The organism is Achromobacter sp. EG18 (assembly GCF_059759395.1).
Genome location: NZ_CM186213.1, coordinates 5670993 through 5695215 on the forward strand (window position 1 = coordinate 5670993; position 24223 = coordinate 5695215).

Annotated in this window: 20 protein-coding genes and 1 tRNA gene; 12 read left to right on the top strand and 9 right to left on the bottom strand. The window is 66.1% G+C overall.

Annotation, left to right across the window (positions count from 1 at the left end; all coding sequences use genetic code 11):
• Positions 1–53 precede the first annotated feature (53 nt).
• Genes AC6CR5_RS26225 through AC6CR5_RS26250 form a run of 6 tightly spaced genes read right to left on the bottom strand, consistent with a single transcriptional unit; the run spans position 54 to position 7242 of the window.
• Positions 54–1034 carry a siderophore ABC transporter substrate-binding protein gene (locus AC6CR5_RS26225; protein ID WP_498085061.1) on the bottom strand — a complete coding sequence of 327 codons (981 nt, stop codon included), beginning with the start codon at positions 1032–1034 and terminating at the stop codon, positions 54–56.
• Positions 1031–1807, bottom strand: a complete 777-nt coding sequence (locus AC6CR5_RS26230) for an iron ABC transporter ATP-binding protein (protein WP_498085062.1) — start codon at positions 1805–1807, stop codon at positions 1031–1033. Before AC6CR5_RS26230 ends, AC6CR5_RS26225 begins: the two co-directional genes overlap by 4 nt.
• The gene (locus AC6CR5_RS26235; RefSeq protein ID WP_498085757.1) at positions 1804–2727 is read right to left on the bottom strand and encodes an iron chelate uptake ABC transporter family permease subunit; all 924 of its coding nucleotides are present in this window, start codon (positions 2725–2727) and stop codon (positions 1804–1806) included. The genes AC6CR5_RS26230 and AC6CR5_RS26235 overlap by 4 nt, the downstream gene beginning before the upstream one ends.
• A 20-nt stretch (positions 2728–2747) precedes the next feature.
• Positions 2748–3689, bottom strand: coding sequence for an ABC transporter permease (locus AC6CR5_RS26240; protein WP_026382302.1), 942 nt, complete (start codon positions 3687–3689; stop codon positions 2748–2750).
• The gene (locus AC6CR5_RS26245) at positions 3689–5455 is read right to left on the bottom strand and encodes an ABC transporter ATP-binding protein (RefSeq protein ID WP_047992516.1); all 1767 of its coding nucleotides are present in this window, start codon (positions 5453–5455) and stop codon (positions 3689–3691) included. The genes AC6CR5_RS26240 and AC6CR5_RS26245 overlap by 1 nt, the downstream gene beginning before the upstream one ends.
• Positions 5449–7242: an ABC transporter ATP-binding protein gene (locus AC6CR5_RS26250; RefSeq protein WP_498085063.1), complete on the bottom strand. Its 1794-nt coding sequence runs from the start codon at positions 7240–7242 to the stop codon at positions 5449–5451. Before AC6CR5_RS26250 ends, AC6CR5_RS26245 begins: the two co-directional genes overlap by 7 nt.
• Before the next feature lie 133 nt (positions 7243–7375).
• Between AC6CR5_RS26250 and AC6CR5_RS26255 the strand changes: the two genes are divergently transcribed.
• Complete coding sequence (locus AC6CR5_RS26255) at positions 7376–8005, top strand: TetR/AcrR family transcriptional regulator (RefSeq protein ID WP_006389111.1); 630 nt, start codon at positions 7376–7378, stop codon at positions 8003–8005.
• A 165-nt stretch (positions 8006–8170) separates the two neighbouring features.
• On the opposite strand, the gene AC6CR5_RS26260 is transcribed toward AC6CR5_RS26255, so the two are convergent.
• A tRNA-Ser gene (locus AC6CR5_RS26260) sits at positions 8171–8261 on the bottom strand.
• 257 nt (positions 8262–8518) lie between these two features.
• On the opposite strand from AC6CR5_RS26260, the gene AC6CR5_RS26265 reads away from it, so the two are divergent.
• The 3 genes from AC6CR5_RS26265 (at position 8519) to yaaA (ending at position 11532) form a co-directional block, all read left to right on the top strand.
• Complete coding sequence (locus AC6CR5_RS26265) at positions 8519–9814, top strand: cation:proton antiporter domain-containing protein (RefSeq protein ID WP_230846632.1); 1296 nt, start codon at positions 8519–8521, stop codon at positions 9812–9814.
• Positions 9815–9962: 148 nt separating this feature from the next.
• Entirely contained in the window at positions 9963–10745 is a 783-nt protein-coding gene (locus AC6CR5_RS26270; RefSeq protein WP_006389113.1) for a 3-hydroxybutyrate dehydrogenase, read from the top strand.
• 16 nt (positions 10746–10761) lie between these two features.
• A complete protein-coding gene (gene yaaA, locus AC6CR5_RS26275; protein WP_020924859.1) occupies positions 10762–11532 on the top strand; it encodes a peroxide stress protein YaaA in 771 nt (256 codons plus the stop codon).
• Between the two features lie 76 nt (positions 11533–11608).
• Here the strand turns inward: yaaA and AC6CR5_RS26280 are convergent, their stop codons facing one another.
• Positions 11609–13831, bottom strand: a complete 2223-nt coding sequence (locus AC6CR5_RS26280; protein WP_054517507.1) for an FUSC family protein — start codon at positions 13829–13831, stop codon at positions 11609–11611.
• A gap of 440 nt (positions 13832–14271) precedes the next feature.
• On the opposite strand from AC6CR5_RS26280, the gene AC6CR5_RS26285 reads away from it, so the two are divergent.
• The 4 genes from AC6CR5_RS26285 (at position 14272) to pssA (ending at position 18639) form a co-directional block, all read left to right on the top strand.
• Complete coding sequence (locus AC6CR5_RS26285) at positions 14272–16041, top strand: acetolactate synthase 3 catalytic subunit (RefSeq protein ID WP_498085758.1); 1770 nt, start codon at positions 14272–14274, stop codon at positions 16039–16041.
• 10 nt (positions 16042–16051) lie between these two features.
• Positions 16052–16543 (top strand): acetolactate synthase small subunit, encoded by a 492-nt coding sequence (gene ilvN / locus AC6CR5_RS26290; protein WP_006389117.1) that lies wholly within the window; start codon positions 16052–16054, stop codon positions 16541–16543.
• Between the two features lie 70 nt (positions 16544–16613).
• Entirely contained in the window at positions 16614–17630 is a 1017-nt protein-coding gene (ilvC, locus tag AC6CR5_RS26295; RefSeq protein WP_006389118.1) for a ketol-acid reductoisomerase, read from the top strand.
• 235 nt (positions 17631–17865) lie between these two features.
• Complete coding sequence (pssA, locus tag AC6CR5_RS26300; protein ID WP_006389119.1) at positions 17866–18639, top strand: CDP-diacylglycerol--serine O-phosphatidyltransferase; 774 nt, start codon at positions 17866–17868, stop codon at positions 18637–18639.
• Positions 18640–18699: 60 nt separating this feature from the next.
• Here the strand turns inward: pssA and AC6CR5_RS26305 are convergent, their stop codons facing one another.
• Entirely contained in the window at positions 18700–19218 is a 519-nt protein-coding gene (locus AC6CR5_RS26305) for a hypothetical protein (protein ID WP_020924856.1), read from the bottom strand.
• 318 nt (positions 19219–19536) lie between these two features.
• On the opposite strand from AC6CR5_RS26305, the gene rpsO reads away from it, so the two are divergent.
• The 4 genes from rpsO to AC6CR5_RS26325 all read left to right on the top strand — a co-directional run bounded on the left by rpsO (position 19537) and on the right by AC6CR5_RS26325 (position 24223).
• A complete protein-coding gene (rpsO, locus tag AC6CR5_RS26310; protein ID WP_006223612.1) occupies positions 19537–19806 on the top strand; it encodes a 30S ribosomal protein S15 in 270 nt (89 codons plus the stop codon).
• 90 nt (positions 19807–19896) lie between these two features.
• Positions 19897–22053: a polyribonucleotide nucleotidyltransferase gene (gene pnp, locus AC6CR5_RS26315; protein WP_047992133.1), complete on the top strand. Its 2157-nt coding sequence runs from the start codon at positions 19897–19899 to the stop codon at positions 22051–22053.
• A gap of 208 nt (positions 22054–22261) precedes the next feature.
• On the top strand, positions 22262–22990 hold the full coding sequence (locus AC6CR5_RS26320) for a hypothetical protein (protein WP_006389122.1): 729 nt from the start codon (positions 22262–22264) through the stop codon (positions 22988–22990).
• A gap of 15 nt (positions 22991–23005) precedes the next feature.
• Positions 23006–24223: a threonine ammonia-lyase gene (locus AC6CR5_RS26325; protein ID WP_006389123.1), complete on the top strand. Its 1218-nt coding sequence runs from the start codon at positions 23006–23008 to the stop codon at positions 24221–24223.

Sequence of the window (24223 nt, forward strand, 5' to 3'; positions counted from 1 at the left end):
AGTGAGATCGAGAATCGTTTATCAAAGAACCGGCCAGGAAAAACGGCCGGGTTTCAGTCCTGGTAGCCCTTGATGACGTCGTCGATCACCAGCTGCAACGAAGTCACGCTGGCGGCGGTGGTGTACCAGGCGTCGGCGTCGACGAACACCACGCGGCCGTTCTTCCAGGCATTGGTCTGCCGCAGCAGCGGGTTGCTCATGCGCTCGGCATCCATGACCGGGCGCCGTTCCATGACCGCGGTACGGTCGACCACGTACAGGATGTCGGGATTGGCTTGCTGAATGAACTCGCTGGAAATCGGCTGGCCGTGCAGGCTGGAATCGACGAGGGTGCTGGAGGGCTTGACGCCCAGCGCGTCGAAGACGAAGGCGTAGCGCGACTGCACGCCGAAGGAGCTGAAGGCCCCGTTGTTGAACATCACGATCATGGCCCTCTCGGGACGGCCTTCCGTCACGCGGCGGGCGGCTGCCACTTTGGCATCGAGTTCGGCAGCCTTGCGGCGGGCCACGTCCTCATTGCCGAAGAGACGTCCCAGCGTCATCAGGTGATCTTTGATGACGGCGAGGTGCTGGCCCTTGCTGTTGCCGAAGTCCACATCGAAATGCAGCGTCGGGGCGATTTCGGTCAGCTCACGGTAATGGTTGGCCTGGATCGGGGAGATCAGGATCAGGTCGGGCTTGAGCGCGTGCACCCGTTCCAGGTTGGGCTGGACGATGGCGCCCAGGTCCAGCACGCTGGCGTCTTCCTTGTAGCGCGCGAGGAAGTGCGGCACATAGTCCTTGGTCATGCCCACGATCGGCACGCCCAACTGGTCGAGCGTATCGGCTTCGTTCATGTCCAGCACCGCGACGCGCCGGGGCGGGCGCGTGATCGTCGTCGTGCCCAGCTTGTGGGTGATGCTGATGGGCGAGTCGAATGCCGGCGAGGCCTGCGCCGCCTGGGGCGGCTGGGCGGGCTTGTCGCCGCACGCCTGCAGGACGACCATCGCGATCATTGCCAGGCCCGCGGCGCGGCAGGTGCTTTTCCAGCTCATATCGGAACTCCGGATGGATTGAAGTAGTTGCAGAGACAGCCGCGTTCGTTGCGCAAGACCTCGAAATCCAGCTCGTACAGCGCGCGCAGGCGCGGCTCGGTCACCACCTGCGCCGACGGGCCGCAGCCATGCAGGGCGCCGTCCTTGAGCGCGACGATATGGTCGGAATAGTTGGCGGCGAAGTTGATGTCGTGGATCACCAGGATCACGGTGCGGCGTTGCTCGTCGCACAGGCGACGCAGCGCCCGCATGATCTGCACGGCATGCTTCATGTCGAGGTTGTTCAGCGGTTCGTCCAGCAGCAGCACATCCGTCTGCTGCGCGATCGTCATCGCCAGGAACGCCATCTGGCGCTGGCCGCCGCTGAGTTCATCGAGGTTGGCATCGCGCAGCGGCGTCAGGCTCAGGAAATCGATGGCTGAGTCGACCGCGTTGTGGTCGGCGGCCGTCAGCGTGCCGCGGCTGTAGGGGAAGCGGCCGAAGGCGACCAGCTCCTGCACCGTCAGGCGCAGGTCGAACCCCGGCGCTTGGCGCAGGGTGGCGACGCGCCGCGCGTACTCGGCGATCCGCAAGTTCGTCACCGGCTGCCCGTCGAGCAGGATCTCGCCGCCGCTGGGTTCCAGCAGCCGCGCCATCAGCATCAGCAGCGTGGATTTGCCGGCGCCGTTGGGCCCGATCAGCGAGGTCACGCGCCGCGCCGGGAATTCGGCGTCGATGCCGTCCAGGACGGTTCTGGCGCCGTAGGTCTTGCGAAGATTGCGGACGGTGATCATGGCGTGGCTCGGCCTCGGAACGTCAGGGCAAGGAAATACGCGCCGCACACCAGGTTGACGAGGATGCTGACCGAGGTCTTGTAGTTGAAGGCGTGTTCGACCAGCAGCTGGGCGACGATGAATACGGAAATCGCGACGCCGCAGCCCAGGGGCAGCGTGATCCGGTGCCGGTTGCTGCCCGCCAGTGCATAGGCGATGTTGGCGACAAAGATGCCCATGAAGGCCGTGGGCCCGATGAGGCTGGTCGATATCGCCACCAGAATGGCGATCAGCGCCAGGTAGCGGCGGACATATCGGGCATGGTGCACGCCCAGCGACATCGCCTGGTCGCGGCCAAGCGCCAGCACGTCGAGCGCGGGCGGGCCGCCGCGAGCTGCGAAGCACACCGCCGCCAGTGCCACCGTTGCGTAGAGCAGGGTTTCGGTCGTCGCTCGATTGAACGAGGCGTAGCCCAGTCCCTGGAACACGGCGAATTCGCCCGGGCTGATGCGCAGCTGAACGAACTGCGTGAAAGTCGTGATCACCATCGTCAGCACCAGGCCGAGCAGCAGCATCCGGTACACATCGTTGCCGCCGCGCAGCAGCCAGCGATGCACCACCCAGGAATAGGCCAGCATCAGCCCCACCGAAACCAGGAAGTTTCCGGCCACGCCGAGCATCGCCATGCCGTGCGTGCCCATCAACAGAAGCAGCAGCGACTGCCACAGCAGATACACCGCCTCGTAGCCCATCACGGCGGGCGTCAGGATGCGGTTGCCGGCAAGCGTCTGAAAGACGATGGCCGAAAGCGCGACGCAGATGCCGCCGACGACGATGGCCGCCAGGCGGATCAGGCGCTTGGGAATCACGTAGCCGAAGTCCCACCCGGCGCCCGCGAATACGAAGGCGATTGCCAGGGCGGCCAATGCCAGGCCGAACATCCAGAACCGGGGCGCGCGCTTCACCGCAACCCCCGCAGGATCAAGACCAGGAACATGACGCCGCCCACGCCGCCGGCCGTCAGGCCAATGGGCACTTCGAACGGGTGGATGAGCAGGCGGCCGATGATGTCGCAGGCGAGCAGCAGCGATGCGCCGCCCAGCGCGACGATGGGAAGCGTGCGGCCGAGGTTCTCGCCGTAGCGCAGTGCCACCAGGTTGGGCACGACCAGTCCGACGAATGGAATCGCCCCGACGATGATGACCGTTACGGACACCGTCACCGCGACCAGCACGAGGCCCAGCGCCGCGGTAGCCGCATAGCCGAGCCCCAGGCTGGATGCCATGTCCTCGCCCATGCCGAGCACGGTGAAGCGATGCGCGTACAGATAGGCCAGGGCGACGATGGGCAGGACCAGATAGATGATCTCGTAATGGCCCTGAACGACGCGCGAGAAATCGCCCAGCAGCCAGCCCTGCATGCTTTGCAGGATGTTGTGGCGATAGGCGTAGAACTCGGCCACGGCGCTGAGCACGCTGCCGTACATCAGGCCGACGACCGGCACCAGTACCGTATTGCGCCAGCGAATGCGGCGAATGATGCCTACGTAGAGCAGGCTGGAGGCCAGGCAGAACACCAGCGCGAACAGCATGCGGCTCGTCGTGCCGGCCGCCGGCGCCAGCGTCAGCGACACCAGGATGCCGAGCTTGGCGGCATCCAGCCCACCGGAAGTGCCGGGCTCGACGAAGCGATTGCGCACGATGTGCTGCAGGATGACGCCGCAGACCGACAGGCCCACGCCGGTCAGCACCACGGCCGCCAGGCGTGGCAGGCGGCTGGCCGTCAGCGTCAGCCAGGCGTCGCCCGATCCGGCAAGCGTCTGCGACCACGTCAGCGGGCTGGAGCCGACCAGCAGGGAGACGCCGCACAGCATGGCCAGCAGGCAGCACAGGCGCGCGGGCATCAGCGTTCCCGACCGGGCGCCGCCGGCGCGATGCGCCAGCCCTTGGCGGCCTGGCGCTGGGCCAGGAAACGGGCGTAGTGCCCTGCGCTTGCGCGCAACTGCGCGGGCGTTCCCGATTCGACGATCAGGCCGTCTTCCAGTACCACGATCTGGTCGGCCATGGACACGGTGGATAGCTGGTGCGCGATCACGATGAGGGTGCGCCGGCCACGCAATCGCGCCAACGTGTCGGCGATGGCCGCCTGGTTCTCGGCGTCGAGCGCGGCAGTGGCTTCGTCCACCAGCAGGATGGGCGCATTCTTGATCAAGGCGCGCGCAATGGCGATGCGCTGCCGTTCTCCGCCGGACAACCGCGCGCCGCCTTCGCCGACCGGCGTCTCCAGCCCTTGCGGCAGGCGCTCGATGATTTCGGTCACGCCGGCCAGGCGCGCGGCTTCCATGAGGTCGGCGTCGCTCGCTTCGGGCCGGCCGAGGCGGATGTTGTCGGCAATGCTGCCGGTGAACAGATAGCTGTCCTGGAAAATCTGGCTGATCTGGCCCGCCAGTTGCGTCTGCGACATGTCGCGTACGTCGACCCCGCCGACCCGCACGCTGCCCTGGTCGGCGTCGAAGAAGCGCGCAATCAGGCGTACCAACGTGGTCTTGCCCGAGCCGGACGCGCCGATCAGTGCCGTCATGCTGCCGGGAGCGACACACAGGTTCACGCCGCGCAGCACATCGGTCTGGCCGGGCGCGTAGCGGAAGCAAACGTCGCGTAGTTCCACGCCGGCGTCCCGCGGCGGCCGCGGCGCTTGCGCCGCCGGCAACGGCGGGACCGCCAGCAGTTCGCGTATGGCGTCGAGCTGGCCGCGCGCGCCGCGCAGCGCTTCGCCGTAGGCGGCGACTTCCAGCAGCGGGTCGATGTAGCGGCCCACCAGCAGCAGTGAGACGACAAGCGCGACGATCTCGGCGGCGGCCAGCGGGTTTGCCAGTTGGACATTGAGCCATAGCGTCGCCGCGACCAGCAGCGCGGCGAACACCGCCTGCACGGCCCAGGCATTGAGAACCGAGGACAGGGATGACAGCAGGATCAGCCGCGTGCCGGAGCGCTGTTGCCGCGCCACGGCCTGCTCGACGAAGCGGGCGCTGGCGCCGTCGCCGTTGAAGGCGCGCAGCACCGACTGGGCCTGCGCGAACTCGACCATGCGCTGGCTGGTATCGGCGAAGTGGCGATGGAAGGCCCGGTCCGCGCGCCCCGACAGCCGTCCACTCAGCGCGAGCACGCCGGCCAGCAAGGGCAGGGCCGCCAGCGCGATCAGGCCCAGTTGCCAGTGCAGCGCGAGCAGGACGGCCACGATGACCACCGGCGTCACCAGACCGCCGATCACGGGCGTGAAGACATGCGCCGGCAATTGAGCCACCGCCATCATGCCCTGGGTGATCAGGTGCCCCAACCAGGCAGTGTTGTCGGCAGTGAACCAGCCCACGGGCAAACGCGCGACGTGGTCGCCCAGTCGCTGGCGCCCGCCTTGCAGCACGCAGACGCCAACGCGCACACCGGCCTGTTCCACATAGCGCCGGCCGATCCAGCAGAGCGCGACCCCGGCCAGCAGTAACGCCAGCCAAGGCAGCGCCGCGCGCGCATCGCCCGCCAGCAGATGGCTGAGCACGGGTACCTGCGCGCTGATGGTCAGGCCGCACAGCAGGCTGTAGGCCACGGCCTGGCAGGCATAGCGGCGCAAGAGGACGGCATCCGGGCCCAGCAATTGCAGCAATGTTCTCAGCATGACGCCTCCTGCAAAGGGGCGCCCGCGTGGCCGCCCAGCCGCCACATGCGCGCATAGTGGCCCTGGCGAGCCAGCAGTTGTTGGTGCGTGCCTTGCTCGACGATCACGCCGCGGTCGAGCACCAGGATGCGATCGGCATGCATGACGGTATCGAGGCGATGGGCGATGACCAGCACGGTGCGGCCGCGCGCGAAGCGCGACAGCGCGTCCTGGATCGCCACCTCGTTGCCGGCATCCGCGGCGGCGGTGGCTTCGTCCAGAACCAGCACCGGTGCGTCCAGCAACACTGCGCGGGCAATGCTCACGCGCTGGCGTTCGCCGCCGGACAGCTGCGCATCCTCGCCCACCACCGAGTCGTAGCCTCGTGGCAGGGCCAGGATACGTTCATGGATGTTGGCCGCGCGCGCCGCGTCCTCGACTTCGCGTCGGCTTGCCGAAGGCCGTCCCAAGGCGATGTTGTCGTGGAGACTGGCGTGGATCAGGCGCACATCTTGCAGCACGAACCCGATAAGGCGGTACAGCCGCGACGTCTCGATCTGCCGCAGGTCGACGCCGCCGAGCGTGATGCGTCCATCGGTCGGGTCGAAAAAGCGCAGCAGCAATCGCGCCAATGTCGATTTGCCCGAACCGGAGGGACCGACGATCGCCGTCACCGAGCCCGGTTCCAGGGTGAAACCGAGATTCGTCAGCGCCGGCTGTTCGGCGTCATAGGCGTAGCTGACGTTTTCGAAACGGACCTCGTGGCCCGTCGGCGGGCTGTGCCGATCGGGCGAGGGCGCCGCCAGCATCGGCGTTCGCAGCAGCGCCTGGACGCGCTGGGCGGCGCCAGCGGCATTGCCCAGGTCGTGCAGCAGCGTGTGGAGCAGCAGGACCGGGGCGCAGATGCCCGGCGCCACCAGGGCGAACGGCAGCAGCTCGAGCGGCGTCATCCAGCCCAGCCCCACGAACAATGCGCCGCAGGCCAGCACCAGGCCCAGCACGGTCACCGGCGCGATCATGGCATGGGCATGCGCCATGGCCACGACCAGCGGGCGGGTGAAATCCGCGAATGCCTCGGCAAAGGCGTCAACGGCCTTGCGATACCCGTCATGTGCGCGGCCGTCTGCGCCGAATGCCTTGACCACCGGAATACCGCTGACGAATTCGATCGTCGCGCTGTTGACCCGTCCAAGGCGGGTGACGAAGGCCTGCATGTTGGCGCCGCTGGCCCGCATGGCGCGGCGCAGGAACAGGAAGAAGCCGGGAAACGGCAACAGCGCGACGATCGCAAGGCGCCAATCCATGGCGAACAGGTAGAGCACGGAGATCAGGATCGCGCCGCCCGCGCGCCCCACCGCGGTGTAGAAGTGCGCGGTCAGGCTGTGCAGGGTGGCGATGTCGTCCTGCATGGCCTGCTTGACCTCGCCCGAGGCGCGGCTGGTGAACCAGCCCAGCGGAACCCGCGCCAGCCGGTGCGTGACAGCCAGGCGCAGTTGGGCAGTGAGCCGGTTGTCGGCCAGGTGGGCGAGCAGCTCACCGGCCAAGACCAGCGTCATGCCGGCCAGCAGGCATACGGCGCTGGCGATGGCGACCCGCCAGATTTCATCCCGCGTCGACGCCGCCGCGGCGTGCTCGCCCAGGGCGAGTTGCGCGATATGCGCGATGCCCGCCAAAGGCACGAGCGTCAGCATCGTGCCAATGGCGGCGCAGAGGGCGGCGAGAGCCAGGCGTGCGCGGATGGGTCGCAACAACAGGCTGATCGGGCCGGATTTCTGGGGCGGGGCCGCAGCCGTATCGCGCGTGCTCATGCAAAGAATAAGGCGTCTGAATAATTAGTTGCATGACTATAAACTAAATAAGAGTTACTTGCATCCAACTAAACTAAATGGACAGGCGGATCAAAGTTATTGCGGGTCCGTCGCCATCAGCGGGAATTGCCATATGAAATCGTCACCCCGGTCCGCGGCGCGCGGGCGTCCACCCTCCATCACGCGCGAACGGATCGCGGACGCGGGCATCGCCATCGGCCTGCCGAACATCACCTTCGTCGGCGTTGCCGCGGCGCTGGGGGTCAGCCACATGGCGCTCTACAAGCATGTGCCCAGCCTGGAGGCGCTCAAGCACCTGGTGGCCGAGGAGATCTTCAGCCGCTGGCGAATCCCGCTGCCCTGTGATGACGGACGCAGCGGGTTGAAGGAATACCTGCTCGCGTTCTCGGCGTCGGCCCAGCAATTGGTCAAGCAGAATCTCGGACTGACACCCTACGTGCTGCGCCGGTTGGCCGCGACGCCGCCCATGCTCGTCAAGATCGATGAGCACCAGAGCCGCATCGCGCGCATCTACGGCATTCCGAAAGAGCAGGCGCGCTGGCTGCTGGCCACGGTGGCGTTCCATTGCATCGCGGTGGCGGACACGGTGTATTCGGTGGCGGGCCGCGAACCACTGGTCGAGGCCGAACGCGCGGCGGAAGAGGCCGAGATGGAGGCGGAATTCGCGCAGGGCATGCATGCGCTGATCATGGGCGCGCTCGCCATGCTCGATGCCGGGGCGGTGCCTCAGGCGCAGGGCTGAGGCATGGGCGCCTCTGCCCGCAGGCCCGCTGGCTGGATATGGTCGGATATGGTCGGATATGGTCGACACGCCCGGCCAACAAAAAACCCGCACAAGCGGGGCTTATGCGGGTCGTCTGTGTTTTTGCTTGCCTGCGAGACCGCGGTGGGGCTCACAAGCCAAAACTGGCGGAGAGGGTGGGATTCGAACCCACGGTACGGGGATACCGTACGCCTGATTTCGAGTCAGGTACATTCGACCACTCTGCCACCTCTCCGTGGCTGGGTTCCGCAACGGTGAAATTCCAGTTGCCGGCGCCGGGCTTGAGCCCATCGGCGGTTCCTGGTTTCCCACGATCAGATCCCTGGTCGGAAGAATCTGCGTTGTCGGAGCAGCGAAGCCCGCAATTCTACAGCAAAAAAAAGTTTTGTGTAAAGCCCGTCGAGATCGGCGGCTACAGCGGGTTTCATCCGCTTCCCAGCTGGGCAATCCTTGCGCAGAATCGGGTTGTTCCGACCCGTCCGTTTCGCGCCGATGAACCTGATTCTCATCCTGTTGCTGGCCGCCGTTCTGTGCGTGCCCCTGACCCAACGGCTGGGGCTGGGCGCGATCCCGGGCTATCTGGTGGCCGGCGTGCTGGTCGGGCCGTCCTGCCTGAAGCTGGTGACGGACGTGAGCGATATGGTCAACGTCTCGCAATGGGGCGTGGTGATGATGCTGTTCGTCATCGGCCTGGAGTTGGCGCCCAAGCGCCTGTGGGCCATGCGCCGCGAAGTGTTCGCGCTGGGCGCGATGCAGATGCTGGCCTGCGGCCTGCTGCTGGGCCTGGTGTTCGGCGCGGCCCTGCGGCACATGGCAGGCATGGGATGGCAGGCGGCCGTCCTGTGCGGCCTGTCGTTGGCGCTGTCGTCGACGGCGGTGGCGCTGCGGTTGCTGGAGGAGCGCGGCCTGACGCGCACGCCCATGGGCAGGTCGGCGCTGGGGGTGCTGTTGTTCCAGGACATGGCGGCAATCCCGATGCTGGTGGCGGCAGGGCTGTTGGGCGCGGGCGGCGCATCGGCGCCGTCCTTCAAGGAAGCGCTGGTCGCCGTCGCGGTGGTGGCGGTGGCCTACCGTTTGCGCCTCCTGGGCTGGGCAGCCAAGGCGCAGCTGAAGGAATTGTTCACGGCGGCGGCGCTGCTGATGGTGGTGGGCACCGCCCAGCTGTTCGACTATGCGGGCTTGTCGGCCGGCCTGGGCGGTTTCCTGGTCGGCGTGCTGATGGCCGAATCGCGCTACCGCGACGAGTTGGAAACCGCCATCGAGCCCTTCAAGGGGTTGCTGCTGGGCCTGTTCTTCGTCGCGATCGGCATGTCCGTGAACCTGAGCGTGGTCGCGGACCACTGGGCCTTCATCCTGGCGGGGGTGAGCGCGCTGCTGGCGGTCAAGGTGGCGGTGCTGTATGGCTTTGCGCGCGTGCTCGGCCTGCCCCGCTACCACCGCCTGTTGTTCGCGATGGTGCTGGCGCAGGGTGGCGAATTCAGCTTCGCGATTTTCAACGAAGCCTGGGACAACCACTTGATGGACCTGGATCAGCGCGACGTGCTGGCGGTGGTGGTGGCGGTGTCGATGGGAGTGGTGCCCATCCTGATCAAGCTGCTCGAACGGGTGCCCGAACGCCTGGGCGGCATGGCGGACCTGCCCGAGCCGGAGCCGGACCCGGACCCGGCGACGGCCGGTGGGCGGCCGGATGCGTCGCCGCGCGTAGCGCCGCCAACCGCGTCGGATACGGTGGCGGATACAGAGACGGATACAGCGACGGATACGGCGCCGGGCCGGCCGCGCGCTTGACCCCGCGCGCCGTGGGGGCATGGCATCATGGGCGCCTTGCCGGGCAGCTACACTTGACGCAGTTTTTCAGTCCGTGTTTCGCCCACGGCGCCGGCCGGCGTGTTCCGGCCGCCGTCCGCCCTTCGCGCCCCGCCACAGGAGAACATCTATGCTCAAAGGTAAAGTCGCAGTCGTCACCGGTTCCACCAGCGGGATCGGCCTGGGTATCGCCACCGCGCTGGCCGCGCAGGGCGCCGATATCGTGCTGAACGGTTTCGGCGACGCCGCCGAGATCGAAAAGGTCCGCGCCGGCCTGGCAGCCCAGCATGGCGTCAAGGTGCTGTACGACGGCGCCGACCTGTCCAAGGGCGACGCCGTGCGCGGCCTGGTCGACAACGCGGTGCGCCAGATGGGCCGCATCGACATCCTGGTCAACAACGCCGGCATCCAGCATACCGCCCTGATCGAGGATTTCCCCACCGAAAAATGGGACGCAATCCTGGCGCTGAACCTGTCGGCCGTGTTCCACGGCACCGCCGCCGCGCTGCCGCACATGAAGAAGCAGGGCTTCGGCCGCATCATCAACATCGCCTCGGCGCACGGCCTGGTGGCTTCGGCCAACAAGTCGGCCTACGTCGCCGCCAAGCACGGCGTGGTCGGCTTCACCAAGGTGACCGCGCTGGAAACCGCCGGCCAGGGCATCACCGCCAACGCCATCTGCCCGGGCTGGGTGCGCACTCCGCTGGTCGAAAAGCAGATCTCGGCGCTGGCCGAGAAGAACGGCGTCGACCAGGAAACCGCCGCGCGTGAACTGCTCGGCGAAAAGCAGCCGTCGCTGCAGTTCGTCACGCCCGAACAACTGGGCGGCACGGCCGTCTTCCTGGCCTCCGATGCCGCCGCGCAAATCACCGGCACCACCGTCTCCGTCGATGGCGGCTGGACGGCGCGCTGATCAAAGGAATCTTCGAATGCTGTTTCTGCTTTCCCCCGCCAAGAAGTTGGACTACGACTCGCCGGTACATGTCGAGACCCATACCCAGCCGCTGTTCGTGGATCAGGCCGCCGCCCTGATCAAGGTGCTCAAGACCAAGACCGCGGACGATATATCCGAACTGATGAGCCTGAGCCCGGCGCTGTCCGAGCTCAATGTGCAGCGCTATGCGCATTGGAAGCGCACCTTCACGCAGGCCAATTCGCGCCAGGCCGTGCTGGCTTTCAACGGCGACGTGTACGAAGGCCTGGAGGCTTCGACCCTGTCGGCCAAGCAACTGGACTGGGCCCAGGAACACGTGGCCATCCTCAGCGGCCTGTACGGCGTGCTGCGGCCGCTGGACCTGATGCAGCCGTACCGCCTGGAAATGGGCACGCGCCTGGAAACGTCCAAGGGCAAGAACCTGTACGAATACTGGGGCAGCGGCATCGCCGACTACCTGAACGAACGCCAGGCCGGGCAGAAGGCGCCGGTCATCGTCAACCTGGCGTCCGAAGAGTATTTCAAGGCGGTCGACCTGAAGGCGCTCAAGGCGCGTGTGGTGCAGTGCGTGTTCCAGGACTGGAAGAACGGCGCCTGGAAGATCATCAGCTTCCACGCCAAGCGCGCGCGCGGCCTGATGGCGCGCTACGCCATCCTGCACAAGGTGTCCAAGCCCGAAGGCCTGCACGGCTTCGACCTGGAAGGCTACAAGTACGACGCCTCGGCCTCGACCGAGGACAAGCTGGTGTTCCGCCGCAAGCTCTGAGCGGGACGCGGGTAGCGCGGAGAACCGGCCCCGAAGGGGCCGGTTTTTTTGTTCCCGCGGAGCGCGGCGGCTCGATTCAGGCCGGCGCCGCGACAGGCGGCGCGTGCTGCGGATCGGCCAGCGCCAGCAGTTCCTGGCGGATCATGTGCGCGGCCTTGATCATCTGCTTGACCGGATAGACGAGCGCCGCCTGCTCGCCTTCGGTGTCGAACTGGGTGGGCAGGTCGGCGGGGGGCTGCGCGCGGTTCTCGTCGAGCAGGTCGGCCATGCCGGTGAGCGCTCGCTGCACCGCCTCGGGCGTGGCGGGCAGGGCGGCCAGGATGGGAATGGCGGCGGTGATCTGCGAGGCCAGCACGTGGTTCTGGATCAGCAGGTTGTTCAGCTCGGGCACGCTGACCTGGTGCGACTTGGGCTCGCTCATCATGCGATAGAAGGCCTCGGCGAAATTGCTGAAGGCGATGTGCACGTTCTTGCGCGCCAGGCGCCAGGCGATGTCGGCGTCGGTGACCGCGGGCGTCGCGTCGGCGGCCGCGCCCATCGGCGCGCCGTGTGCCTGCATCGCTTCCACGTAGCGCATGCCTGCCATCAGGTATTCACGATTGGCGCGCGTGGCGGCGGCGGCCAGCGGCTTGAGGTAGCGCGCTTCCCACCAGGGCAGGATGTAGCTGCACACCAGCGCCAGCGTGCAGCCGATCAGCGTATCGATGGCGCGTTCGCCGATCACCGCCATCGACACCGTGCCGGGCGAGACGAAGTGGAACACCAGCACCACGAACAGGGTGTTGAAGATGGCGCTGGCCATGTAGTTCAGCTGCACCATGCTGTTGCCCATGACGCAGGCGCCCAGCAGCACCGCGAACAGGATCTCGGGGCGGTCGGTGACGTTGAACAGCAGCAGCGCGCAGATGCAGCCGATCAGCGTGCCCATCAGGCGCCAGCCGTTGCGCTGGCGGGTCAGCGCGAAGCCCGGCTTCATGATGATGACGATGGTCAGCATGATCCAGTAGTTGTGCGCCGAGAACGCCGGCGACAGCCAGCGGCTGGCCAGCGTCATGGCGATGGCGGCCGCCGCGGTCACGCGCAGCGCATAGCGAAAGTGCGGCGAATCCAGGCGCAGGTTGCTGGTCAGCAGGCCGAAGCGGAATTCCTGGCGCGAGATGAAGCGCGTCAGCGACTTGTTGATGCGCAGCACGTCGGTGGGCTTGGCGTGGGGCGAGGCGGCGGTGTGGTCCGCCAGGCGGTCGACGATGCGGGCCGAGTTGCGCAGCCGGCGCAGCACCTGCACGATCAGCGCCAGCATCTCGGGCTCGCGCTCGCCCAGGCCCTGCTGCTTGAGTTGCTCGATCTCGTACTCGATGGCGCGCAGTTCGGCCTTGGCGCTGCTGCGGTACTGCACCTTGCGGCCGCGCGACACGTCCAGCGCGATGCGGTTCAGTTCCAGCGACATCTTCACCAGCGCATCGCGCATGAACATCAGGCAATCGTTGCCGGCCAGCGCGCGCCGCAGCGCGGCGTAGTCGGTGTGGGTGGCCACCAGCGTATCCAGCAGTTGCAGCATGTCGACGAACATGTTCCAGATCATCACGCGCTGGCGGTCGCCCAGGCCCTTGCCGCGGGGCAGGGCGCGCAGCACCATGTCGCGCGCCGCCTGGTGCTTTTCGGTCATGACGGACTGCCGTTGGATCAGGTTGCGGTAGGCTTCGTCCAGGTCGGCGGTTTCGTCGTAGAAGGCGGCGCGCGCGGCGACGTAGTCGGCGGTGGCGAACAGTGCCACCGACATCGCCTGCTGTTCTTCCCGCAGCCAGAACAGCCGCGAAAATCCCAGGCTGAATGCCACGTAGAACAGCGCCCCGCCCAGCGTCGCGGCGGCATGCGCCAGCACCTCGTGCGGTTCCAGCGGCGAATGCATGGTCAGCGTCATCAGCAGCAGGCCGGCAAAGCCGATCAGGCCGCCGCGCTTGCCGAACACCGTGAACATGGAATAGACGAAGCACTGCGCGATGACCACCAGCCAGATCAGCACCGGGTTGGTCGAGGCCAGACCGGTGATGATGACGGTCAGCGTGCCCAGCGCGGCGCCGCCCAGCATCTCGTTGGTGCGGTGCCGCTGCGGGCCCCCGGGCTGGTCGATGATGGCCAGGCACTGGGCGCCGAAGGTGGCGACCAGGCCGGTGGTGTAGTGGCCGAACAGCCCGCCCAGCACCAGCACCGGCAACAGCATGCCGACTCCCTGCCGCACCCCTCCGAAGAAGTAGTGGCTGTAGAGAAAGCGGCGAATGCTGGCAATGCGCAGATCCATGGACGGCGGGGCTCGAATCCGGGTGACGCGTCAAGTATAGAGAGAGCGGTCGCGTTTTAGGGGCCAGATGGTTACCAGACTTTCCCGCATGGCCGGGCGCGACTTCCGTGCAACGTCCGCGAAACCTCGATTTGCTAGCTTTGACGCAACGCGGTAAATTGCTCCACTTGCGCCGGTCTGCCTATCCGAAACCGGCGCGATGAGGCGGATGGCCAGGGTCACCTCCCAGCCATCCCGCAGCAGATACATTTGCCGTTGGCCGCGCCACAAGCGTGTGTTGCCAAGGCTTCCATTTCGACCTCCAGCGTCCCCCAGGGGCGTTTGCACTGCGTTCTGTCGAACGTGTGCCGGGTCGGCAGGGTGTCCGGGTGGCGTGGCTCCGTGAGCCGCTAAGCGCCGGATCATGTTGCCGCAGCCGGCATGGGTTCCGTTGCCGCCGTATCCGGGCGCGCAGCAGTCAGGGTTGCAGGGCCGGTTTTGAAAGGAATGACAACATGGAAATGAATGGCGCCGATATCGTCGTGCGCTGCCTGGCCGATGAAGGCGTGGAACACGTTTTCGGCTACCCTGGCGGCGCGGTGCTCTACATCTACGACGCGATTTTCAAGCAGGACAAATTCCAGCATATCCTGGTTCGTCACGAGCAAGCCGCCGTGCACGCGGCCGATGCCTATTCGCGCTCGTCGCAGAAGGTCGGCGTCTGCATCGTGACCAGCGGTCCGGGCGTGACCAATGCCGTCACCGGCATCGCCACCGCCTACATGGACTCCATCCCCATGGTCATCATCAGCGGGCAGGTGCCCACTGCGGCCATTGGCGAGGACGCCTTCCAGGAATGCGACACCGTCGGCATCACCCGTCCCTGCGTCAAGCACAACTTCCTGGTGCGCGACGTCAAGGACCTGGCCGAAACCATGCGCCGCGCGTTCTACATCGCGCGCACCGGCCGTCCCGGCCCGGTGCTGGTGGACATCCCCAAGGACATCACCGTCGCGCAGTGCAAGTACACCCCGCCCAAGGGCGAGATCTCGATGCGTTCCTACGCGCCTGTCAACAAGGGCCACCAGGGGCAGATCAAGAAAGCCGTGCAGATGCTGCTGGCCGCCGAGCGGCCGATGATCTACACCGGCGGCGGGGTCATCCTGTCGAACGCCGCGCCCGAGCTGAACAAGCTCGTGTCGCAACTGGGCGCGCCCTGCACCAGCACCCTGATGGGCCTGGGCGGCTTCCCGGCCAGCAGCGGCCAGTTCGTGGGCATGCCCGGCATGCACGGCACCTACGAGGCCAACATGGCGATGCAGCACTGCGACGTGCTGCTGGCCATCGGCGCCCGCTTCGACGACCGCGTGATCGGCAATCCCAAGCACTTCGCCCAGAACGCCCGCAAGATCATCCATATCGATATCGACCCGTCGTCGATCTCCAAGCGCGTGCGCGTGGACGTCCCGATCGTCGGCAACGTCAAGGATGTGCTGGCCGACCTGAGCGCGCAGTACGAGGCCGCCTCGGCCGAGCACAAGCCGGCTTCCATCGCCAAGTGGTGGGACCAGGTCGAGACCTGGCGCGGCAAGGAATGCCTGAAGTTCGCGAATTCGGACGAAGTCATCAAGCCGCAGTTCGTGGTGGAAAAGCTCTGGGAAGTGACCGGCGGCGACGCCTTCGTCACCTCCGACGTGGGCCAGCACCAGATGTGGGCCGCGCAGTACTACAAGTTCGACAAGCCGCGCCGCTGGATCAATTCCGGCGGCCTGGGCACCATGGGCGTGGGCCTGCCGTACGCCATGGGCGTGCAGATGGCCAATCCGGGTCATGACATCGCCGTGATCACCGGCGAGGCCTCGATCCAGATGAACATCCAGGAACTGTCGACCTGCGCCCAGTACCGCCTGACGCCCAAGATCATCTGCCTGAACAACCGCTTCCTGGGCATGGTGCGGCAGTGGCAGCAGATCGACTACGGCTCGCGCTATTCCGAGTCGTACATGGATTCGCTGCCCGACTTCGTCAAGGTGGCCGAGGCCTACGGCCACGTGGGCCTGCGCATCGAGCGCCCGGCCGACGTCGAGCCGGCGCTGCGCGAAGCGTTCAAGAAACACAAGGAGCGCTTGGTCTTCCTGGACTTCATCACCGACCGCACCGAAAACGTGTGGCCGATGGTCAAGGCCGGCCGCGGGCTGACCGAAATGCTGCTCGGCTCTGAAGACCTGTAAGGAGGCCACCATGAAGCACGTGATTTCCGTCCTCCTCGAGAACGAGCCCGGCGCGCTGTCGCGCGTGGTCGGCCTGTTTTCGGCGCGGGGCTACAACATCGAGACCCTGACCGTGGCGCCGACCGAGGACGCCACGCTGTCGCGCATGACCATCGTCACCACCGGCTCGGATGAAGTCATCGAGCAGATCACCAAGCACCTGAACCGCCTGGTGGACGTGGTCAAGGTCGTGGACCTGACCGAAGGCGCGCACATCGAGCGCGAGCTGATGCTCGTGAAGGTGCGCGCGGTCGGCAAGGAACGCGAGGAAATGAAGCGCATGGCGGACATCTTCCGCGGGCGCATCATCGACGTCACCGACAAGTCCTACACCATCGAATTGACCGGGGTGCAGGAAAAAGTACAGGCCTTCCTGGAGGCCCTGGACCGCAGTGCCATTCTGGAAACCGTGCGCACCGGCGTGTCCGGCATCGGCCGCGGTGAACGGATCCTGAAGCTTTGACCGGCCTTCCAGGCCAAGCCGCACCCTACATCCCGAACCAACGAATATCCAAAAATATCTGGAGCACCCCATGAAAGTTTTCTACGACAAAGACTGCGACCTCTCCCTCATCAAAGGCAAGACCGTTGCCATCATCGGCTACGGCTCGCAAGGCCACGCCCATGCCCAGAACCTGAATGATTCGGGCGTGAAGGTCATCGTCGGCCTGCGCAAGGGCGGCGCCTCGTGGGACAAGGCCGCCAACGCCGGCCTGCAGGTCAAGGAAGTGGCGGAAGCCGTCAAGGCCGCCGACATCGTCATGATGCTGCTGCCCGACGAGAACATCGCCTCGGTCTACAACAAGGAAGTGCACGCCAACATCAAGGCCGGCGCCGCCCTGGCCTTCGCCCACGGCTTCAACGTCCACTACGGCCAGGTCGTGCCGCGCGAAGACATCGACGTCATCATGATCGCCCCGAAGGCCCCCGGCCACACGGTGCGCAACACCTACAAGCAGGGTGGCGGCGTGCCCCACCTGGTCGCTGTCTATCAGGACAAGTCGGGCGCCGCGCGCGACGTGGCCCTGTCGTACGCCAGCGCCAACGGCGGTGGCCGTGCCGGCATCATCGAAACCAACTTCCGTGAAGAAACCGAAACCGACCTGTTCGGCGAACAGGCCGTGCTGTGCGGCGGCACCGTCGAACTGATCAAGGCCGGTTTCGACACGCTGGTGGAAGCCGGCTACGCGCCCGAAATGGCGTACTTCGAGTGCCTGCACGAACTGAAGCTGATCGTCGACCTGATCTACGAAGGCGGCATCGCCAACATGAACTACTCGATCTCGAACAACGCCGAGTTCGGCGAGTACGAGACCGGCCCGAAGATCGTCACCGACGAAACCCGCAAGGCCATGCGCCAGTGCCTGACGGACATCCAGACTGGCGAATACGCCAAGAAGTTCATCCTGGAAAACGCCGCCGGCGCCCCGACGCTGACCTCGCGCCGCCGCATCAACGCGGAATCGCAGATCGAAGTGGTGGGCGGCAAGCTGCGCGCCATGATGCCCTGGATCGCCGCCAACAAGCTGGTGGACAAGTCCAAGAACTGATTCCGGTTTCCGCGCGGGGTTTGCGCCCCGCGCGCGCCGACGGCAAGCGGCATGCCTCGCGAGGGCATGCCGTTTTTCTTTGCGCGGAAAATGCGCGAGGCGGGCGCGTCAGCGGGGCGCGAGCGGGGCTTTTCGCGCCGGCGGGGCCGGATCGGCGCGGGCACGGCCCTTGCTGCGGCCCGTTGTGGGGCCAGATGAGTTAACCTTTCAATGTCTGTCGTAAGTAATTGAGACCATGCCCAATTTTTCCATGCGCGATTCCGAGAACCGCCACCGAAGCATCTACCTGCTGCCCAACGCATTCACCACCGCGGCGTTGTTCGCGGGGTTCTATGCCGTGGTGCAGGCCATGAACAACCGCTTCGAGGTCGCCGCCATCGCCATTTTCGTGGCCATGGTGCTGGACGGCATGGACGGCCGGGTGGCCCGCCTGACCAACACCCAATCCGCCTTCGGCGAGCAATACGATTCGCTGTCCGACATGACCTCGTTCGGCGTGGCGCCGGCGCTGGTGATGTACGAATGGATCCTGAACGACCTGGGCCGCTGGGGCTGGCTGGCGGCGTTCGTCTACGTGGCGGGAGCCGCGCTGCGCCTGGCGCGCTTCAACACCAATATCGCGGTGGTCGACAAGCGTTACTTCCAGGGGCTGCCGAGCCCGGCGGCGGCGGCATTGGTGGCCGGCTTCGTCTGGCTGGCGGTCGACAACAAGCTGCCGATCCACGACAGCGTGATGGCCTGGGTCGCGTTCACGCTGACCATGTACGCCGGCATCACCATGGTGTCGAACGCGCCGTTCTTCAGCGGCAAGAGCTTCGCCCTGGGCCGCAGCGTGCCGTTCTGGGGCATCCTGCTGGTGGTGGCGGTGTTCGTGTTCGTCTCCAGCGATCCCCCGGTGGTGCTGTTCGGCCTGTTCGTGCTGTACGGCTTTTCGGGCTGGGTGATCTGGGCCTGGCGCTGGAACCGCGCCCGCCGGCTGCAACAGGAGCGCCGCGGCCAGTCGTCCTGAGCCCGCCGCCCGGCAAAAGAAAAACCCGCCTGGATGAAGGCGGGTTTTTTCATGGGGGAATCAACGCCACATGAAGCGGTCATCGTCGTACATCGGGTCCGGGCCGGGATGGAAGTGCGTCACCCCGTTGCCGTCGCGGCCCATGTAGACGTACATCAGCGAATTCCAGACGCTGTTTTCCTTGTAGCGGTACGACCAGATCACCTCGCGTTTTTCGCCCAGGCCGGCCTGATCGATGCGGGCCGGCGGGCCGAACTCGCAGCGCACGCGCTCGGGGCTCCATTGGCCCTGTTCCAGCACCTTGAAGTGGGCGTCGGTCAGCAGCGGCACGACCCGGTCGACTCGGCCGTCGGCGCCGACGTTGGCGCCCCAGGCATACTGGCCCATGGGTTGCTGCGTCCAGATCACGCGGCGGCCGCCGTTGGCCTGCGGGCATTCGAAATTGGGACGGCCGAACTGGGCCTGGACGTCGGCCAGCGGGGTGCCGGGGGCGACCTGGGCAAGATTGGCACAGGCGGCCAGGCCGGCCAGGGCCGCGGCGGCCAGGGTGGTGCGGGCAAGTCTGTAATAATTTGACATATTATGGCTCCTGGTGCCTTCCGCGAGGGCGGCGGCGCGACGCCCGGCGGCGGGCCGGCGGTCTCACTGGGGTAATTCTAGCGAATCGGCTATAATCGTCAGGCTTTATCAAGTGTATTGATTTTGCAAGATGCTTTGCGCCGGCAACGGGGCTGGGCTGGACATGCGGCAAATGGGGCGCCAAGCCTTGTCTTGCGGCACTTCCAGGGTAGCCTTGAAGCAGCAGTGAGAACGCAATAACGCTTTTCGCCGGCCGCGATTTTTTTCCAAACCACGTCAGGGCGCCTCGGCCCTGTCGCATGTCCGAAGAGGTCATCAATGTCTGTAGCTGACATCAAGAAATCCGATATCGTTGCGCAGTTCCAACGCGCTCAAGGCGATACCGGCTCCCCCGAAGTCCAGGTGGCTCTGCTCACCGCCCGTATCAACGAACTGACCGGTCACTTCAAAGAACACATGAAGGACCATCACTCGCGCCGCGGTCTGCTGCGTATGGTCAGCCGTCGCCGCAAGCTGCTCGACTATCTCAAGGGCCGCAATCCCGATTCGTACCGCGCACTGATCGAAAAACTCGGTCTGCGCAAGTGATCGACGGGGCTGGCTCCCCATGACGCAACCGTGGTCGGTGCGACGCATGTCGCGACGGCCACGGTTTTTCATTTGTAAGGAATAATCGTCATGTTCAATAAAGTGACTAAATCGTTCCAGTACGGCCAGCACACGGTCGTCCTGGAAACCGGCGAAATCGCTCGCCAGGCCTCCGGCGCCGTTGTGGTGTCGATCGAGGACACCGTCGTCCTGGCCACTGTCGTGGCCTCCAAGAAGGCCAAGCCGGGTCAGACGTTCTTCCCGCTGACCGTCGACTACATCGAAAAGACCTACGCCGCCGGCCGCATCCCGGGTGGCTTCTTCAAGCGTGAAGGCAAGCCGTCCGAGAAGGAAACGCTGACCTCGCGCCTGATTGACCGTCCCCTGCGTCCGCTGTTCCCCGAAGACTTCTACAACGAAGTCCAGGTGGTCATCCACACGCTGTCGGTCAATCCCGAAATCGATCCGGACATCGCCGCCATGATCGGCGCGTCGGCCGCGCTGGCCATCTCCGGCATCCCCTTCAACGGCCCGATCGGCGCCGCCCGCGTGGGCTACATCGATGGCCAGTACGCCATCAACCCGACCGCGTCGCAGCTGAAGTCCTCGAAGCTGGACCTGGTGGTCGCCGGCACCGAAAACGCCGTGCTGATGGTGGAATCGGAAGCCGACCAGCTGTCCGAGGAAATCATGCTGGGCGGCGTGGTCTACGGCCACGAGCAGATGCAGGCCGTCATCAACGCCATCCATGAACTGGTCAAGGACGCCGGCAAGCCCGATTGGGACTGGCAGCCGCCCGCCAAGGACGAGGCCCTGATCGCCGCCGTCACGTCGGCCGCCCAGGAAGGCCTGAACGCCGCCTACCAGATCCGCGAAAAGCAGGCCCGCACCACCAAGCTGCGTGAAGTCTACGCCGACGTGTCGGCCAAGCTGAACGCCGCCGCCGCCGAAAAGGGCGAGCCGGCGCCGGACGCCGTCACCGTCGACAACATCCTGTTCTCGCTGGAATCGGCCATCGTCCGCGGCCAGATCCTGAACGGCGAACCGCGTATCGACGGCCGCGACACCCGCACCGTGCGTCCCATCAGCGTGCGCCTGGGCGTGCTGCCCCGCGCGCACGGCAGCGCCCTGTTCACCCGCGGTGAAACCCAGGCGCTGGTCGTGGCCACGCTGGGCACCAAGCAGGACGAGCAGATCATCGACGCGCTCATGGGCGAGTACCGCGACCGCTTCATGCTGCACTACAACATGCCTCCGTTCGCCACCGGCGAAACCGGTCGCATCGGCGTGCCCAAGCGCCGCGAAATCGGCCACGGCCGCCTGGCCAAGCGCGCGCTGATCCCGCTGCTGCCGGCCCCGGAAGACTTCCAGTACACCATCCGCATCGTCTCGGAAATCACCGAGTCCAACGGCTCGTCGTCGATGGCTTCGGTCTGCGGCGGCTCGCTGGCCATGATGGACGCCGGCGTGCCGGTCAAGGATCACGTGGCCGGCGTGGCCATGGGCCTGATCCTGGACGGCGGCAAGTTCGCCGTGCTGACCGACATCCTGGGTGACGAAGATCACCTGGGCGACATGGACTTCAAGGTCGCAGGCACCGAAAACGGCGTCACCGCGCTGCAGATGGACATCAAGATCCAGGGCATCACCAAGGAAATCATGCAAGTGGCGCTGGCGCAAGCCCGCGAAGGCCGCCTGCACATCCTGGGCAAGATGAAGGAAGCGCTGGACGGTTCGCGCGGCGAGCTGTCGGCTTTCGCCCCGCGCATGCTGACCATCAAGATCAACCCCGAGAAGATCCGCGACGTGATCGGCAAGGGCGGCGCCACCATCCGCGCGCTGACCGAGGAAACCGGCACCCAGATCGACATCTCCGACGACGGCACGATCGTGATCGCCAGCGTCGACGAAGCGCAGGCCAAGGAAGCCCAGCGCCGCATCGTCGAGCTGACCGCCGACGTCGAAGTGGGCCAGGTCTACGACGGCTCGGTCCTGCGCCTGCTGGACTTCGGCGCCATCGTGCAAGTGCTGCCGGGCCGCGACGGCCTGCTGCACATCTCGGAAATCGCCAACTACCGCATCGCCAACATCAACGATGTGCTGAAGGTCGGCCAGCAAGTCCGCGTCAAGGTCATCGAGGCCGACGACAAGGGCCGCCTGCGCCTGTCCATCAAGGCGATCGGCGGCATCGAGCAGCAGCAGGCCGCTGCCGAAGCCGCCCCGCAAGCGGAACCGCAAGCCGAATAAGGCCTGCCTTTCCCCTGCTCAAGAACGGCGCCGCGAGGCGCCGTTTTTCTTTGCTTTGGTGGCAGGCGGATTCATCTTCTTTCGTCTTCGAATCTCCCGCATCTCCCATCTTCGCGCGCCTTACGGTAAAGTCTTGCGCGTGACACGAGCGCCGGCGCGGCGCAAGCCGGCAGGGCGCCAGACAGAGGGGGATACGGATGGATCGAGCATGACGCGATGGCGAGGACCCGCCACGGCGGCGGCCATGCTGCTGGGAGCGTTGTTGGCCGGATGCATGTCCGCGCCCGGGCCGGGCCAGGGTTCGCCCAAGGGCGAAGGCATGTCGGCCGACCAACTGGTCCAGACCGACTTCAACCGCACCGTCACCCTGGAGGTGCGCGACAACCTGGCCAGCCTCTACAGCCTGCTGGACAAGCTCTACCGACGCAACCCGCGCGAATGGCGCAAGACCGGCGCGCCCGACCACGCGACCGCGGTGTCGCGGGTCAAGCATGCGATCGAGGTGCGGATCCCGCCGGCCGACCTGGCCGGCCTGCACGACATCCAGATCCTGGCGGTGTCGCTCGATCCCAACTACAGCGGCGACCGCGTCGGGGCCTTCATCTACGGCCTGGCCGACACCATCATCGCCGCCCACAACGGCAAGACCCGCCTGTACGCCACCGACGCGCTCGACGGGCAGCGGGTCTACAATGCCGCACGGAACGTCGAGGCGGCGGCCTGGCTGCTGGCGTCGCGCCGCAACAACCAGGGCGAGCCGCTGCTGCTGGCCAACGAGATGTCGGCGCAGGCCACCAACCTCAGTTTCGAACGCGAGTTCGGCGCCATCATCGGCCGGCTGGACCTGATCGCCAATCTGCTGGGCGAGAACTCGCGGCGCATCGGCATCAACTATGCGCAAGGCCTTTTGCTGTTCAATTTCCTGCCGGTGCGCTAACAGGATTTTTCCATCGTGATCGATATCGCTTCCATCCAGACCGCCCGCGAGAACCTGCGCGGCCAGGTGCTCAAGACCCCGTTCACCCTGTCGCGCACGCTGTCCGACATCTTCGGCGCCGAGATCTGGCTGAAATTCGAGAACCTGCAGTTCACCGCCAGCTTCAAGGAGCGCGGCGCGCTCAACCGCATGCTGACGCTGTCGGAAGACGAGCGCCGCGCGGGCGTGATCGCGGTGTCGGCCGGCAACCATGCCCAGGGCGTGGCCTACCATGCGCAGCGCATGGGCGTGCCGGCCGTGATCGTGATGCCGCGCTTCACGCCGACCGTGAAGGTCGCCAACACGCGCCGCTTCGGCGCCGAAGTGGTGCTGGCCGGCGATACCTTCGACGACGCCAAGGCGCATGGCTACGAGCTGGCCAAACAGCGCGGGCTGATCATGATCCACCCCTACGACGACGAGGCGGTGATCGCGGGGCAGGGCACGGTGGCGCTGGAAATGCTGGAAGACCAGCCGCAGCTGGACATGTTGGTGATCGCCATCGGCGGCGGCGGCCTGATCTCGGGCATCGCCACGGCAGCCAAGGCGCTCAAGCCCGGCATCGAGATCATCGGGGTGCAGACCGAGCGCTTTCCCGCCATGTATGCCGCCGTCAAGGGCGTATCGATGCCGCAGGGGCAGTACACCATCGCCGAAGGCATCGCGGTGAAATCGCCGGGCGGGCTGACGCAGCCCATCGTCAGCCGGCTGGTCGACGACATCGAACTGGTCAGCGAGGCCGACATCGAGCACGCCATCGTGGTGCTGCTGGAAATCGAGAAGACCGTGGTTGAAGGCGCCGGCGCGGCCGGCCTGGCGGCGCTGCTGCGCGCGCAGGAGGCGGGCAGCGAGCGTTTCAAGGGCAAGCGCATCGGCCTGGTGCTGACCGGCGGCAACATCGACCCCTTGATGCTGGGCGAACTGATCGAGCGCGGCATGGTGCGCGCCGGTCGCCTGGCCCGTATCCGCGTCGATCTGCGCGACCTGCCGGGCGCGCTGGCCCACGCGACCAAGCTGATCGCCGATGCCCAGGCCAACATCACCGAGGTGCATCACCAGCGCGCGTTCACCTCATTGCCGGTGCGCAATGTGGAAGTGGATTTCGTGCTGCAGACGCGCGGGCCGGAGCACATCCAGGAAGTGATCGACATCCTGAACGCGGCCGGTTTCGCGGCCAGCAACCACGACCATTGA

Excerpts from the sequence above, each read along its gene's own strand:
- pssA (WP_006389119.1), top strand. The coding sequence starts at position 17,866 with ATGCCCAATTTTTCCATGCGCGATTCCGAGAACCGCCACCGAAGCATC.
- AC6CR5_RS26230 (WP_498085062.1), bottom strand. The coding sequence starts at position 1,807 with ATGATCACCGTCCGCAATCTTCGCAAGACCTACGGCGCCAGAACCGTC.
- AC6CR5_RS26255 (WP_006389111.1), top strand. The coding sequence starts at position 7,376 with ATGAAATCGTCACCCCGGTCCGCGGCGCGCGGGCGTCCACCCTCCATC.
- AC6CR5_RS26305 (WP_020924856.1), bottom strand. The coding sequence starts at position 19,218 with ATGTCAAATTATTACAGACTTGCCCGCACCACCCTGGCCGCCGCGGCC.
- AC6CR5_RS26270 (WP_006389113.1), top strand. The coding sequence starts at position 9,963 with ATGCTCAAAGGTAAAGTCGCAGTCGTCACCGGTTCCACCAGCGGGATC.
- pnp (WP_047992133.1), top strand. The coding sequence starts at position 19,897 with ATGTTCAATAAAGTGACTAAATCGTTCCAGTACGGCCAGCACACGGTC.
- AC6CR5_RS26265 (WP_230846632.1), top strand. The coding sequence starts at position 8,519 with ATGAACCTGATTCTCATCCTGTTGCTGGCCGCCGTTCTGTGCGTGCCC.
- ilvC (WP_006389118.1), top strand. The coding sequence starts at position 16,614 with ATGAAAGTTTTCTACGACAAAGACTGCGACCTCTCCCTCATCAAAGGC.
- AC6CR5_RS26320 (WP_006389122.1), top strand. The coding sequence starts at position 22,262 with ATGACGCGATGGCGAGGACCCGCCACGGCGGCGGCCATGCTGCTGGGA.
- AC6CR5_RS26245 (WP_047992516.1), bottom strand. The coding sequence starts at position 5,455 with ATGCTGAGAACATTGCTGCAATTGCTGGGCCCGGATGCCGTCCTCTTG.
- ilvN (WP_006389117.1), top strand. The coding sequence starts at position 16,052 with ATGAAGCACGTGATTTCCGTCCTCCTCGAGAACGAGCCCGGCGCGCTG.
- AC6CR5_RS26235 (WP_498085757.1), bottom strand. The coding sequence starts at position 2,727 with ATGTTCGGCCTGGCATTGGCCGCCCTGGCAATCGCCTTCGTATTCGCG.
- AC6CR5_RS26250 (WP_498085063.1), bottom strand. The coding sequence starts at position 7,242 with ATGAGCACGCGCGATACGGCTGCGGCCCCGCCCCAGAAATCCGGCCCG.
- AC6CR5_RS26225 (WP_498085061.1), bottom strand. The coding sequence starts at position 1,034 with ATGAGCTGGAAAAGCACCTGCCGCGCCGCGGGCCTGGCAATGATCGCG.
- rpsO (WP_006223612.1), top strand. The coding sequence starts at position 19,537 with ATGTCTGTAGCTGACATCAAGAAATCCGATATCGTTGCGCAGTTCCAA.
- AC6CR5_RS26280 (WP_054517507.1), bottom strand. The coding sequence starts at position 13,831 with ATGGATCTGCGCATTGCCAGCATTCGCCGCTTTCTCTACAGCCACTAC.
- yaaA (WP_020924859.1), top strand. The coding sequence starts at position 10,762 with ATGCTGTTTCTGCTTTCCCCCGCCAAGAAGTTGGACTACGACTCGCCG.
- AC6CR5_RS26240 (WP_026382302.1), bottom strand. The coding sequence starts at position 3,689 with ATGCCCGCGCGCCTGTGCTGCCTGCTGGCCATGCTGTGCGGCGTCTCC.